Source organism: Apibacter sp. HY039 (assembly GCF_004023655.1).
Classification (GTDB): domain Bacteria; phylum Bacteroidota; class Bacteroidia; order Flavobacteriales; family Weeksellaceae; genus Apibacter; species Apibacter raozihei.
Map to the genome: position 1 here is coordinate 450694 of NZ_SAYM01000002.1, position 15698 is coordinate 466391.

The 15698-nt window shown below is 28.4% G+C and carries 11 protein-coding genes and 1 tRNA gene; 6 read left to right on the plus strand and 6 right to left on the minus strand.

The annotated features are described in order from the left end of the window. The first annotated feature begins 43 nt into the window (after nt 1-43). The 4 genes from EQ921_RS06040 (at nt 44) to EQ921_RS06055 (ending at nt 3571) form a co-directional block, all read left to right on the plus strand. Entirely contained in the window at nt 44-823 is a 780-nt protein-coding gene (locus EQ921_RS06040) for a hypothetical protein (RefSeq protein WP_370449505.1), read from the plus strand. Nucleotides 824-917: 94 nt separating this feature from the next. After that, a complete protein-coding gene (locus tag EQ921_RS06045) occupies nt 918-1301 on the plus strand; it encodes a hypothetical protein (RefSeq protein WP_128330976.1) in 384 nt (127 codons plus the stop codon). Nucleotides 1302-1624: 323 nt separating this feature from the next. Beyond that, a complete protein-coding gene (locus EQ921_RS06050) occupies nt 1625-2146 on the plus strand; it encodes a hypothetical protein (RefSeq protein WP_128330977.1) in 522 nt (173 codons plus the stop codon). Between the two features lie 1014 nt (nt 2147-3160). Next, nucleotides 3161-3571, plus strand: coding sequence for a hypothetical protein (locus EQ921_RS06055; RefSeq protein WP_128330978.1), 411 nt, complete (start codon nt 3161-3163; stop codon nt 3569-3571). A 1077-nt stretch (nt 3572-4648) separates the two neighbouring features. Here the strand turns inward: EQ921_RS06055 and EQ921_RS06060 are convergent. The 6 genes from EQ921_RS06060 to EQ921_RS06085 all read right to left on the minus strand — a co-directional run bounded on the left by EQ921_RS06060 (nt 4649) and on the right by EQ921_RS06085 (nt 12664). After that, nucleotides 4649-8323 (minus strand): thiol protease/hemagglutinin PrtT, encoded by a 3675-nt coding sequence (locus EQ921_RS06060; RefSeq protein WP_128330979.1) that lies wholly within the window; start codon nt 8321-8323, stop codon nt 4649-4651. 931 nt (nt 8324-9254) lie between these two features. Beyond that, nucleotides 9255-9328: transfer RNA gene (locus EQ921_RS06065), tRNA-Arg, on the minus strand. A gap of 85 nt (nt 9329-9413) precedes the next feature. Next, complete coding sequence (locus EQ921_RS06070; RefSeq protein ID WP_128330980.1) at nt 9414-10079, minus strand: HAD family hydrolase; 666 nt, start codon at nt 10077-10079, stop codon at nt 9414-9416. Nucleotides 10080-10133: 54 nt separating this feature from the next. Further along, entirely contained in the window at nt 10134-10814 is a 681-nt protein-coding gene (locus EQ921_RS06075; RefSeq protein WP_228427650.1) for a sugar transferase, read from the minus strand. After that, the gene (locus tag EQ921_RS06080) at nt 10792-12135 is read right to left on the minus strand and encodes an ammonium transporter (RefSeq protein WP_128330981.1); all 1344 of its coding nucleotides are present in this window, start codon (nt 12133-12135) and stop codon (nt 10792-10794) included. Before EQ921_RS06080 ends, EQ921_RS06075 begins: the two co-directional genes overlap by 23 nt. Before the next feature lie 160 nt (nt 12136-12295). Then, a complete protein-coding gene (locus EQ921_RS06085; protein WP_128148623.1) occupies nt 12296-12664 on the minus strand; it encodes a septal ring lytic transglycosylase RlpA family protein in 369 nt (122 codons plus the stop codon). Between the two features lie 172 nt (nt 12665-12836). Between EQ921_RS06085 and EQ921_RS06090 the strand changes: the two genes are divergently transcribed. Further along, nucleotides 12837-14525 (plus strand): hypothetical protein, encoded by a 1689-nt coding sequence (locus EQ921_RS06090; protein WP_128330982.1) that lies wholly within the window; start codon nt 12837-12839, stop codon nt 14523-14525. 123 nt (nt 14526-14648) lie between these two features. After that, the gene (locus EQ921_RS06095) at nt 14649-15698 is read left to right on the plus strand and encodes a WG repeat-containing protein (RefSeq protein WP_128330983.1); all 1050 of its coding nucleotides are present in this window, start codon (nt 14649-14651) and stop codon (nt 15696-15698) included.

Sequence of the window (15698 nt, forward strand, 5' to 3'; positions counted from 1 at the left end):
CTACTACAAATCGAGAAATTATGATCCAGCAATTGGAATATGGATTAACTTAGACCCATTAGCCGAACAAATGAGAAGACACTCGCCGTATAATTATGCCTTCAACAACCCTATTCGATTTATAGACCCGGATGGGATGGCTCCCACTGATATATACAAAATGAATAACAACGGTTCTTTGGAATGGGTTGCTGAATCAAATAAAGATGTGGTTTATAAAGCCAATGATTTTAATTCAGATAATACTGTAAAGGAAGGGGCTACTGGTTTTGAAGTTGAAGACAAAGGGTTTATTGCTGAAAATACAAAAACACAAAATGGTAACACCTATATAGATTTTGGAAAGGATCAACAAAAAGGAATGGATTATTTTAATCAGATAGCAGACTGGACTGCCTCTGGCGATGTGAATGTGGAGTTTAATATACAAACAGCTAAAAAATTTAAAATGAATACATTTGGCGCTCCTGTGGAAAACGGCGAAAGTACCATTGTTGGAACGAACAATCACCCAACAGAAGTTTATGGTGTTTATTCAGGAGATCATGTAAGTCTTAACGGACATACTCATCCGGGTAAAATGCCTGAAAATGTAATTTTTACTGGTCAATTAAATCCAAGCGGTTTTGCTATGTCTAAATTTCCAACTAAAGAAAATAATTATCAATTCAAAATAAAAAATATTACTGAGCGTGGAGATCGAGCAATAGCAAAACTAATGCCCAATGCAACTAATTTTATTTATGTGCCATCTTATAACACAACAATTATTTACAACAGCAAAACAATAAATCATGTATATGAGGGTAAATATAAAAAATAAGAGAATAATATTATTACTTATATGTTTTTGTTTTTTTTGCTGTACTACACAGAAGAAAAATATTGAAAGCAATAAACAAATTTTATATAAAGTCATGGATAATTTCATTAATAATGGTAATGCATTTAAATTTTTAGAAATTGAAATTGTCGATAAATGTAATAATGAAATATTATTTATGGTTAGCCAAATGAATGTTATCGATACAGCTAGTATTTCCATTAAAAGGAATCATCAAATATATAATTATAAAAATAATATTGTAATTTATACACTTAATCAAAGTAAAAAAGAAAATAGAACACGAGATTTTTTTAATCCCTATTTTCAAAAATTAAATGATAAAATTGAGACATTTCCTAAAGGGGTTCAATCTATGATAATTGCAACAGGATTCTTATATAAAGAAGGAAGAATCTATGGCGATAGCTTAACTATAACCAATTATATGAATAAAGACTGTGATGATAAAGAATAAAACATACAAGAACAAATATCATAAATATCTTTACTTCTTACCTATAAAGTGTAATTGTGATCTATCTGGATTCCCTAAAGAGGAATGGAGTAAAACTAAAGGAATTCGATATCATTTCATAGCAAATTCAATAGCTTTATTACATAAGGATTCTATGTTTTATAAAAATGAAGAAATAATACAAAATTTTATGGATCAGGATTGTAAATTTGACTAAACAAAGTATATATTTTGGTTGAAAAAATGTTATTGGTATGAGTAGTCTAAAAGATTACTAATTTATTATAAAACAACAATTATGTATAATAGTAAAACAATATTAGATGTTTATAAAGGAAAACACAAGAAATAGAATTATTATTTATTTATTACTATCAATACTATTTATCTCCTGTAAAGCTCAGGAAAGATCTAAAATTAACAATAACACCGAAATATATTCTGTGATTGACAAATATATAAATAACTATTTTTCAAAAAATAACACGCACAATTTTGAATATTTAGAGATATCTATAAAAAAACAGTGTAATGATTACCTGATTTTCATGATTAGTATGCGTATTTTAATGTATTCATCGAACAAGCAGTATAAAGTATATAATTATAAGGATAAATTAATTATATATACAATAGACGAAAAAGAAAGGAATAATAATATACTCAATTTTTTTGACCCCTATTTTGAAAAGTCTAATTTCAATATTAATCAAATACCTAAGGAAGGATTTTACAATGGGTATCAATCTATAGTAATTGGGAATGCTTTATTGTATTTAAATAACACATTTTATGGAGATACAGACATGATACAAAGATATATAGATAAAGATTGCATTAAATAAAAATACAAAAATAATATCGTGAATACTAACGGTTATAACTAATTTCTTAGAGTAGGAAGGTTCCGAAGGACAAATGATGAAACTTTCGGAGAATTATACCACTTATGTATTGGAAGCCAAAGCAGTAGAATATGATGATAATTATAAAATATAACCCAATAAACAAATGCTGAAAGAGTGGGAACATGATTATTCTAAAGGTATAACCTTGAATGAGGCCGACAAAGAGGTTACTTATTAAAGTATAATGTGGTAAAATAAAAAATTTGTTAATTCATAAACTTAAAACTTAGTATTTAATAATGCAGGAAGTTATTTTTAAAGTAATAAATAAATCTGACTATTTACTTTTTTTAGATAAAAAAGAGATCTATGTAAAAAGATTTTTTAATGGATTTACTTTTATCTCTGAAATATACATTAATAATAAATTAATGATAAAATCTAAATTAATACAAATTTTAATATACAGGAAACTAAAAATAGTAGAATCAAAAATTACAAATAAAATACATTTAATAAATAATAATACATTTAATGTTAATAATGAAATAATAACATATAAAACTAAAATATTAAGTAAAAATCCAAACTATAGTTTTTATAGTAATGGTATATTAATTTTAGAATGTTATGTACCTCCATTACTAGCTGCTAAAACCCAATATCGTATAAAATTATATTTTGAAAATGAAAATGAAAATAAAATTCTATATTTAATATGCTTTTTTATCATTTTCAGTTTAAACGACATTTCCAGTGAATAGAATAAACTAAAACAATCATTTAGTTCCTGGATGATGGTGATTTAATAGATATTATAAATAAAAAATGATTTTCTTTATAATGAATCTAATTTTCAGCTCTTAATCATTTAATATTCATTATAAATTAAAGACATGAAGATACTATTGAAAGTTATAGATATAAATAATATATAATCAAAAAAATGAGATACATAATCAACAAATATTTACTATTTAGCTGTTTAAAATAATTTTTAATTTAGTGTTTATGAAAATTTTTATTGAAAATTATACAAGAGAAGACATTATTAATATTTTTAATTATTATTATGATAAGGCTGAAATTATATATTTTAATATATTATTTGATTCAGCTGATGAAGAATCATTTATATCTATTTTCAAGGCTGATTTAATATTTAAAAAAGAAGATAAGTACTATAGTACTAATAAAATGTTAAAAGTGAAATCATCTCAGGAAGTACATGATTATATATTAAAAAATGATATATTGTTTTGTAATAATAATTTTATTGAGGATATATCAATGTTTAAAGAAGAAAATGAAATTTTTGCAACGATAACGCATGAAAAATATATAATCATACATATTGAGAAAATAGATTTATCATATATACAAAAATTAAATATTTCATATAATTTAATGCCATATCACTAACAAAATAATTATTTTTAATGATTAATGATAATATTACTCATTTTTTTAAAATTACACACAATACCACATACTAAAGATTATACAAACAAAAAAATCATATTTTTAGACATTTCTGGTAAATTTTTATAACATTTATATAATTATTTAATTTTTTTTAGATTTTATAATTATTACTGAATTTGTAGTAACAATAATCAAGACTAGTACTTTGGGATATGGTAATGCAAAAGTTGCAAGATATTTTAGAAGCACCATAATTTATATTTCTTATAAATGGGGAAAGAGATTTTATCTAGAAAGAAAGTTTGATAATTTAATTTTTATGAAATAAATATAAAACTGTTTATTAAAACAATAAAATTTGAAAAACTATATTTTTAGTAAATTGAATTCAGCCATGATTTAGAATTTAACAAAAAATACTTATTTGAAAAATTAAATATTTAAAATTATAGAATCAATTACTTTTTTTATATGAAATTTATTAAAAAAACCAATCATAAAAATAAACATTAATAAAGAAACCTGTAAGCTCATTGCTAATTATAAGAATGGTTGAAACTAAAATCATTAGAACAGAAAAAATAAATAAATTAAGTGTCTTAGAACGATTTTTTAGAAAACGATAATAATTAATAAGCATTAGTACACCCGGAATATTTATTAAGAATAAGCTACTAAAGACATTATATCTTACTCCCGGCCAAATACCTCCATCATTTTTAGTTTCATTGACGATATATAAATATAATATTAAAGATATTATTGTTGCAACTATAGCTAAAAGTAGTACATTTTTGTAATTTATTTTTTTTTTGATAATTAGTCTGTAAGAATATAAACTAGCAAGTACAACAAACAAAGGAGGTGTTAAAAAGCTTAAAAAAAATAGTAGTATAATCATAAGGTAAAGTTTATTCTTACTATATAACTTACATTTTTTACTTAAATTGTATCAAATCAATTATAATATGATAACAATTTAAATCACATCCTTTATAATTTTCAATATATCGTTTACTAGTTAGTTTGAAATCTATACGAGATAAACTATTATTTTATCAATAGGATATAATATTATATCTTAGTAAATCTTTTCATTAAATGTTCCGAATTAATGTCAATAATAATTATATAAACACCTGAAGAAAGAAACTGTACATCAATTTTATTATTATGTACATCACTGATTTGCTTAATCATTTTTCCATCAAGACTATAAATATTTACCTTATCAACCTTATCAGTAGTATTAAAATATAAAACATCTGCTGTTGGATTAGGGTAGACAGATATATCAGTGGTATATACCTCATCTAAATAAGACTTAGCCTGCATTCTAGTAACTCTAACTATATATTCCAAAATTAGATTAGGGAATCTGCTATTAGTCATTTTACAGGTTAAGGTAGTATTTGCATACTTAGCATCTGCCATAAATTTACCATTTCCTGCAACAGATAAGTTAATTTCTTTACCATTCTGGGTATACCATTTATAACTTGTTATATGGTTATCAATATTGTATTCTTTGCTCAGGTCAATGATTTGACTCACCTCTAAAGTACCTCCGTTTATTTTAGCCTGATTATTGTAAAGCATCCATGAAATATTTTCCAATGGCAAATCGGAAAATCTTAGTTTATTTCCATAACAGAAAAAGTTCTCAAATAATTTATAGCTTGAAACGTTTAGTTCTGAGAGTTCACTTCCATGAACAAGTAAACTTTTCAGTTTAGAACAATCATTAATACGTAAGGTTGTTAACTTATTAACTCCGGCATCTATATATTCTAATGTTTGATTTTGTGTGGCTATTAATCCATCAATCTGATTTGCGACAATAAAAAGACCCCAGATTCCTTTGAATTTGGTAATATCCAGAGCTCCTGTTAATCCTTTACCATACCAGCTTATCTCATGTATTCTTTTTCCCTGGTCTGTATCTTTCCATTTAATTCCAATTACCTTAGCTACCCATTCTTCTGAACTATTCCAATTGTTTTTATCTATTGTAGATAACCCTACCTTTGAAAAATTATCTTTCTGTTGTAAAAACTGTCTTAAACCTTCCTTATCTTCTTCATTGTATACACCAATAACTTTAACTGAATATTCCAACTTAAGATTCGGGAATCTACTATTGGTCATTTTACAGGTTAAGGTTGTATTAAGATACTTAGTATCTGCCGTAAATTTACCATTTCCTACAGCAGATAAGCTAATTTCTTTTCCATCCTGAGCATACCATTTATAACTTGTTATATGGCTATCTATGTTATATTCTTTACTTAAATCTACGATTTGACCACCACCTATAGAACCACCATCTATTTTAGCCTGATCACTGTATTGAAAATTTGAAATATTTTCCAATGGTAAATCGGAGAATTTCAGTTTATTTCCGTTGCAGAAAAAATTCTTTAATAATTTATAATCTGAAACATGTAGTTCTGTAAGTTCATTCACATGAACAAGCAGACTTATCAGTTTCGTACAATCTTCAATACGTAAGGTTGATAACTTACTAGAACCGGCATCTAAATATTCTAATTTTTGATTTTTTAAGGCAATTAATCCATTTATTTGATTTTGTTGAATAAAAAGTCCCCAGATTTCTTTGAATTTGGAAACATTCAGAGTTCCTGTTAAATTTTTACTTGCCCAACTTATTATAAATATTCTTTTCCCTTGGTTGGTATCTATCCATGTAATCCCGTTTACCTTATCTACCCATTCTTCAGAACCTTCCCAATTATCTTTATCTGATGCGGATAATCCTAGCTTATAAAAATTATCTCCCTGTTGTAAAAACTGTCTTAAACCTTCTTTATCTTCTTCATTATACGTAGAATCTGCTGTAATGAAATAAGAACTCTCTAAAATAAGTTCAGGAAATCTACTATTAATCATTTTACAAGTTAGGGTAGTATTGGCATACTTAGCATCTGCTATAAATTTACCATTTCCTGCTGTAGATAAGCTAATTTCTTTTCCATCCTGAGCATACCATTTGTAACTTGTTATATGATTATCAATGTTATATTCTTTGCTTAAATCTATTGTTTTACCTGCAATTATTGTTATTAGATCTTTATTCTGATTAGCATACGCAATTATAGATATATTTTTTAACGGCAGTGCCGAAAATTTTAGTTTATTATTATTACACAACAAGAAATCTATTAAACTACAATTGGAAATATTTAATTCTTTAAGTTCATTATAATCAATTAATAACGTATTTAACACCAAGCAATTTCCCACATTTAAAGTAGATATGTTATTATGCCCTGTATCTATATGTTTTAACTTCGTATTTTGAATAGTCAGAGAGGAAATATTATTATGCCCTGTTAATACTTCTTCAACTTCTGCAAACGGTTCTAAATTAATAGAACCTGATAACTTAGGAGTTCCTTCCGTCCAATTTAATTTAGATATTCTTTTTCCTTCGCTCCCTTCTTTCCAAGTAACTCCTTTTACTTTGGTTACCCATTCTTCACTACTTCTCCATTTAAGTGTATCTGCAACACTAAGACCTAGAGTTAAGTAATTATCACCTTGGCTCATGATTTTTCTTAGTTCCTCCTTATCATCTCTGTGATAAACTGAGTATATCTTAGGTTTAATTTCATACAACATACTCTCATTTTTTGCATATAGTATAGCATCAATGGAATAGTACCCATCTGCTGAACCGCTCCACCCCCAATTAAAATGAAATAATCCATCCGAATCATACCCATCACAAATAAAAGCATGTCCTCCTCCTGCATAATAAACAGGTTGTCTATTTTCAAATGAGTTTATTAAAATTTGAGACCATGCTTCATCTGAAAAATTATCTCTATATATCAGTTTAGAAGTTGTATATCCAAAGTATGTAAATGCATTAGGTAGCAGCTCACTTACAGAAGCACTTGCTGCAAAGCCATACCCCATTTGCACCGCAACTCCACAATGATACATTAAATCGGCTACAGCTTTATTCTGATTAGGATTACTACTATTTCCTTTATATATATTAAGCATATTATCCCAATCGTAAACATGTTGAGTTATATCAATTGAAGGCATCGTTATATTAAGATAATCGATACGATAGCCTGGAATAATCTTATATCCCTTTTTAGGAAATTCATAATATTTTAATATCTGTGCCATAGCTGTTACTATGCAACCCGTAAGAGCCGAGTTTCCGTTAGCATCTTTTACAGGAATAGAATTATAATACGGAGCTAGTTGATCCCATTTTGTTTTTATCAAAGGGGTAACAGTATTGTATAAACTATAGGTAGCCAGATTCTTGCTATTACTAAAAGTAGTCCATTGTCTTTTTACCTTATCTGATGCTTCTTTTCCTTCTAAGATAGCTCGTTCAATTCCTTGCTCAACACTCTCTATCCATCCTAAATAATTAGGCGGGAGAAGCGATTCATCATATGTTCCTTCTGTAGTATATCCAATAACAGGCACAGATACATCATCTGCTGCTACAATGACATAGCCGTTGTTGTATCCTTTATTAAATATATAATAAAGATTGGAAGGCTCTCTTGTACTTTTTTGATTTATATTGCCCTGTACGGTTTTTACTAGCTGTACAGGTATTGATAATTTAGATAAGGATGTACCTGACTGACTTTGATGTTTTTGAGCAATTAAAATAGCTTCATCAATGGGTATTTGTTTTCCAAAAGCAAAAGCACTTTGTAAAACAAACAAAAATAGTAGTAGTTTATTTTTCATAAGCAATAATTTTAAATCTATTTTTTTTAATTAATAAGAACAAAATATAAAAATTTATATTACAAATATAAATTAAAAACAATAAATACACTAATTTGGTTTTTTTATTTATAAAAAAAACACTTAAATCATGGTTAAAGATAACTTTAGATGAATAAATTTTTTCTAATTATCTTTTCCTCAATGAAAAACAAGCATTAAAAAAAGTACCTATATTTCAGAACATAAAACAGAATCATTATTCGTTTTTTCAGCCTAAATATTGAAGCTAAAAAAGACAGCTATTTTAATTAAGGTTTCTAGTTCAACAATCAATAAGTTTTATTAAGTTTTCATAAAGCGTATTGCTAAGATCTGTGAATTGGAAAGTCCTTTGATTAATGTTTGGATTGAACTTTACGAGAGCTATTTTAAAGCAAGAAGAGTCTGAGGCATTAAACGTTGCAGAGCTAAAGGCTAAATTCTTTTTTTTGAAATGCTTTAACGCAAAGAAAGACTGTAAACACAAATAGTAAACAGTTATTGTATTAGAGACTTAATACCTATTATTCAAGGCAAAACAGATACGAATGTTAGTATATTTTTAAATGGCTTTACAACCTATGATGGTCTTTTTAATTACAGATATAAAGACATTACAGGGGCAAAATGGATTTGTTGTTGGAGGGAATCAATTAAGAGTATGAATTTAGATGAAACTATAGATATACAAATATTAATTTAATTTTACTTAAAAACATTAAAAATAAACTTCTAAAGTTATCTTGAACCTAATTCATTATTGTTTATCTGCAAGATTATTCTTATTAATATAATATATAATAAGAATTATAAGTTATACTATAATAAAGTATTGGAGTTAACTTTCAACTAGAAAAGGCAAAAATAAAAAAGCACAATCTAAATAGTTTGGATTGTGCTTTTCATTAAGTGAACACGGGAGGAGTCGAACCCCCAACCTTCAGAGCCGTAATCTGACGCTCTATCCAATTGAGCTACGTGTCCCTTTCAATTGGAATGCAAAAGTACTATTTTTTTTAATATTTTAATAATTTTTTTTTCACTTTTTTTATTCTCTTATAATTTATACTTAATCTGAAAATTCTTCTACTTTTATTAATATATCCTCCGCTTTTTTAACTAAAAAAACTGCGCCATTATCAACTAATTCTTCTTTAGGTCTGAAACCCCAGAGAACCCCTATGCTCTTGATGCCGGAACTGGCTGCCGTTTTCATATCGGTAGCTGTATCGCCTACATACAAAATTGTATTTACATCAGAAATACCTGACTCTTTCATAATATCATAAACAATCTGAGGATCTGGTTTGGCTGGAACACCTTCGCGTTGCCCCAACACAACATCGAAAGCAATATCAGAAAAATATTTTGTAACTAATGCCTGAGTCCCTAAATGATATTTATTCGAAGCAACCGCCAGCTTTATTCCTTGATTTCCCAATGATTTAAGCATAGAAATTATACCCGGATAAGGTGCTGTATTTTCATCAGAATGTAAATTGTAATATTCTATAAATTCTTGCCTAAGCTGCTCTATAAACTCTGGTTGCCTATTCACTTCAGGCAATGCTCTTTCAATTAGTTTACCTACACCTTTACCTACAAAAAAACGGTATGAATCTACCGGATGCTCAGGAAATCCGTATTTTTTTAAAATATAGTTACCTGAATTTGCCAAATCTTCAATTGTATTTAACAAAGTTCCATCCAAATCAAAAATAACCAGTTTAATCATTGTATTTTATTTACAAAGATAACTATCTATTATTATATAAAACTCATGATATTTTTACGAAAAAAGTGTTTGCCATATATATTTAAAATCATTAGCCATACTCCAGTTTTCAATATAATCTATATTAATTAAAACTTTATCCTTCCAAAGGATTTCATCATTATATTTCTGAGGATCACTTACTTTTGACAAAATTTCCTGTTCGTTTCTGTATTTTAATTGTGCCGGACCGGTAATTCCTGGCTTTACAGTTAAAATAATGCTGGATTTCCCGGAAAGTAAATCTGCATACCCAGGAACATCGGGCCTGGGTCCTACCCATGACATTTCTCCTTTTAGTATATTAAAAATCTGAGGCAGCTCATCTAACTTATATTTTCTTAATATTTTGCCCCATGGTGTAATATTCATTTGGGATGTTGTAACAAAAGTGTTATAATGTCCTTTCATAGTTCTGTATTTATATAAATTGAACTCCTTCCCACCTTTCCCAATTCTCTTTTGCATAAACAATCCATTATTTTGTGTACTTATACAAGTTATTATATAAATAATTAACATAGGAATTATTAACAAAAATAAACTTGCCAGTGCTAACATATAATCGGTAATCTGTTTAACAATCTTCATATCTATGATGTTGAGTGTAAATTTACTAAAAGAAAAAGGATTTCCTAAGAAATCCTTTTTAGTATTTTGTGCATCCCAGAGCTTAATGAACCGGATAATTTCCATGATGCACCTTTTCACCATGTTGGGATATATCCAAACCTAATTCCTCTTTGTCTGCATCTACCCTTAAAGGTATAATTTTATTTACCAGATAAAGCAAAAGCAATGTACCAAAAAATGCAAAAGCAGAGACCAATATCATAGCAACAAAATGAGTAACGAATAAAGTCGTTTCCCCATAAAACAGTCCATTGTGTTGTACAGCTTCGTTTATTGACTTATCTGCAAACACTCCGGTTAATAACATTCCAACCATTCCTCCTACTCCATGACACGGAAAAACATCCAATGTATCATCAACTCCTTTCTTATGAAATAAACGAACCATATAAAAGCTGACTATACTTGCTGCCAAACCAATAAATAATGAATGCCCAATAGACACATAACCTGCTGCGGGAGTAATTCCTACTAAACCTACAACAGCCCCCACACAAACTCCTACAGAAGTTAACTTTTGCTTATTAATTTTTTCAAGAAATCCCCAGGTTATTGCGCCGACAGCTGATGCTGCTGTTGTATTAGCAAAAGCTAACACTGCGAGTCCGTTAGCAGCAAAGGAAGAACCTGCATTAAAACCAAACCAGCCCACCCATAATAAGCTAGCTCCTAAAATTACGTACGGAACCTGAGCAGCTGATAATGTCGTATTTCTTCTTTTTTTCAGAAATATAGCACCGGCAAAAGCTGCCCAGCCAGAACTCATATGAACCACAGTTCCACCGGCAAAATCCAGAACTCCGGCTTTTGCCAAAATCCCTTCCGGATGCCAGGTAGCGTGAGCTAATGGTGAATAAATAAATATTGAAAAAACTATTATAAATAATAAATATCCCCAAAATCGTATTCTTTCTGCTACTCCCCCAGAAATTAATGCGGGAGTAATTATTGCAAATTTTAACTGAAATAAAGCAAATAACAATATAGGAATTGTAGGAGCTCCGGGCCAGGCTGAATCGGTACCTACTCCTCTCATAAACATATTGGGTATCGGATTACCTATAATCCCTCCTAAATCAGGGCCGAAAGCAAGTCCAAAACCAAAAATAAACCATAATACGGTTATAGTGACCATTGCTATAAAACTCTGAAAAATAGTGCTTATTATATTTTTACTATTTACCATACCCCCATAAAAGAAGCCGACACCTGGTGTCATTAAAAAAACTAAAACTGAAGCAACCAACATCCATGCTACATCTGCATGATTAAATTTAGCAGGTGTAAGCGTTAGTGTAGTTGTATCTGAGGAAAACAAATAATTGGAAAAAAGACTTACCAAACCTAAGATAACTAAAACCGATATTAATATTTTTTTTCTCATACCCTATATTTTTACAAGGCAAAAATACATATTTTAAGTAAAACAAAAACAATACCCCTATTAAAAAATAAATAAACTACGATATTTTAATAAAAAAACAACATACACCCTATATAAAATAAGAGTCTTTCCCATATTTTTCCTTAAAAAAGTTATTAGATTATTTTTTAATTACTTTATACTGTATTTTAATAACCCCTTTATTCAGATCAGAAATTTTTTTAAAAGCCTTTCGACTTAAATCGAAATCTCTACCTGCAACGAAAGGCCCTCTATCTGTAATCCTGACAATAACCTTTTTATGCGTTTCCGGATTTATTATTTTCACTCGGGTACCAAAAGGAAGAGTTTTATGAGCTGCTGTTAACTTTCTCATATTGTAAACCTCTCCACTTGCAGTTTTTTTACCATGAAACTTACGCCCGTACCAACTTACGGTTGCTCTAGAGTACGATGTATTTGATGTGTTCATTGAACAGGATGTAATCACTAATAAAAATATCAGTGTAAAAAAATTATAGTACTTCATACAAATATTTTAATTTTAAGTATTCAAAACAGTACAACGAAGTTAAAGAAATAAGAGCTAAAATATCAAGTAAAAGATTTTTACGACTAAGATATTATTCTTACCTTTACACAATTAAGATAAAACTAACCCAATTTAGTTAAGTAAAAAATTTCACAATTAAAAAAAATTTATGCGAAAAATTTATCTAATTTTAACACTATCCGTTGCTGCCTTTCTTTCTTCTTGTACTGAAGAGTCCAGCAACATTTTATCCTCCGGAGCTTCTGGAAAAACGGATGTAATAAATAAGTCTGGTGCTTCTGACGGAGTTCAATACTCTTTGAATGATTTAGAAATAAATCCGGATTTAGTAAAAATCTCGTCAGAAAACGCTACTCTTACCAGCTCTGAAGCTAGTATGCAGCAAGGATCGTTTAGTCTGCAGTCACCCAGTGATGATATTAAAGAAAAGCTGGTTGAAGGAACAATCATTTATGTTAAGTCAGGAGAAAATTCATATCTAAGAAAAATTAATTCCGTTTCAATTTCAGGAAATAATTATAACCTTGGAACATCCGAAGCTTATTTAGGAGATTTATTCAATGGCGGATCTATTGAATTATCAGTTAATACCCAACAGGCTGAAAAAGCTATTCAATCAAGAACTACCGGTTCTTTACTAGCTACTAAAGATTATAGCAATTCATTTACATTCGATATATTTAATCTTATTCAGGAGTACAAATATGGAGGTATGATACTTAATCCAAATACTTCTATAAGCTCTACATTCAACATGAAAATAGGATTTGGTAATTCCCGAATTCTACCTAATGAAGTGGTTGCTTACTACGAATTAAATACGTCTATGCATCCTTATTATAAATTCGAAGGAGCTTTTAATAAAAAAATCACTCATAATTTAATTGAAAATGTTCCAGCTAATTTGCTAGAATTATTAAAAAAGATAGAAGTTGATATTACTATTCCAGCTGGTGAAGTTTTAGGAAATATTCCTGCTAAAATAAGTATCAATGAAATAAATTTCCCTGTTGAAATTGAAGCTAATATTGCCAAAAGTTCAAATATTGAATTTAATGCTTCAGGAAATTTAAAAGTTGGTTTTGCATATTACAATGGTGTTCCTAATAAAACAAGCCATTTTATCTATGAGAATTCTATCACTAATTCTTCAGTTGTAAAATCTGATTTAGTTGGAGAATTAACTTCTGATATGAAAATATCTATTATTCCTAAAGTAACTTTATTTAATACGGATTTAATTGATGTTAACGGAACTATTACTTTTGGTCTTAAAACTTTCTCAGTAGGTGGAGCTAGTGTAACTAACGAGACTGGATTTGCTTCCAAAGGTGATTTCTATTCTTCCGGAGTTTTCTCATTTGGAAGTTTTGGAATCCCATTATATACAACTGAGTTATTTAAAAATAACAAAGAATTATGGAATATAGGTAACTATACAAAAACATTTACCGTTTCTAATTTCAGATCATATAAAAATTCTGCATTTCCTTGTTATGGATTAACCTCTTATAGCTTTACAGCAGCATTAGATTACAAATACCCGCTTACTGGAAAAGTAATTACCGGCGACCTTGAAATGACTTATGATGTATATGCAGATAACGGAAGAATTTTAGAACAGGGTAAAAAAGTTAAATTGACTCCTACAAACATTACTGATAAAGGATTCAATTTCACTTTATGTATTCCTTTCAGAAAAATCAGCTTCTTTAGTGTTGCTAAAACTAGTTATTTAAGAAATATTACGATTAAAGATGCCAACGGTTATATAGCTACTGATGTTATAGATCCTTCTACAGGTGCAGCTTATTCGCAAATCAAGATTACAAGATAAAATCTTTAATTATATTATCTAACAAAAAGACCGCTAATTTAGCGGTCTTTTTCTTTAAATCTTTATACCTTTAGTACTATATAGCTTAGTATACGTTGTTTACTTTTAAGATTGCTGAATAATATGAAAATTATAATTTTATACATACTTTTTATATTTACATATAAGACCTTGTTTTCACAGACTATAAACCTTCAAATCTTTTATGATAGTAATAATGTAAAATTCGGTCTGAAAAATGAAAAAGGTGAAGTACAAATTCCTGCGCAGTGGGATTCGTTAACAAAAATTAATTCTTATTTTTATATAGGTAAAAAATCAGGTTTCGTTTATACATATCGATATGATGAGTCTTTAAACGAATTAATAAGAATTAATTATAAAATTGCTGAACCTGCTATTTATTCAAATCATTTAGTAATTGTACAACCATACGGCAAAGATATACTCAAGGGAGTAATTACAATTCATGGTGAAGAAATTCTTCCTTCTTTTTATTCAAACATTAGAATTACAGAGCATTATATATTAGCTGAAATTGATAAAAAAATATCTGTTTTTGACCTACAAGGAAAAAAGATATTCTCTGAAAAATATAACTATATTCAAGTAAAAGATAATTATATATATGCTAAAATTGATGATAACCGATTTCCTAATAAAGAAAAATATGTGGTTTACACCCCACAGTTAAAAATAATAACTCATCCAGATTGGAACATTGAAGGTACATTTGGAAAAGATGGCTTATTAATGATAGAAACATTGACTAAGGAAAAATTTTATATAGATTATAACGGAAATATCAAAATCCCCCCCACTTCTAAAATTAATTTTGAAAGTCCTTTTTCCAATGGATACGCAATTATTTCCTCTGGCAAAACAGACAAAAAATTCGGTTTTATGAACACAGTAGGCGAAATCGTTATTCCTGCTGAATATGATGAAGTAAGCCCTTTTCAAATTCATTATGCGTATTTTTTTAAAAAAAATAAGGAAATTTTCACAGAAGGACTTATTGACAGTAGAAATAAAATAAAAAAGATATTTCCAAACAGAGTTATTAGCAAATCAGTATACTATGATACTAATGAGGCAACCTATTATTTATCCACTGGAGAGACATACGATGCTGACGGTAACTTAAAAGATGATTTACATCCCATCCGATGA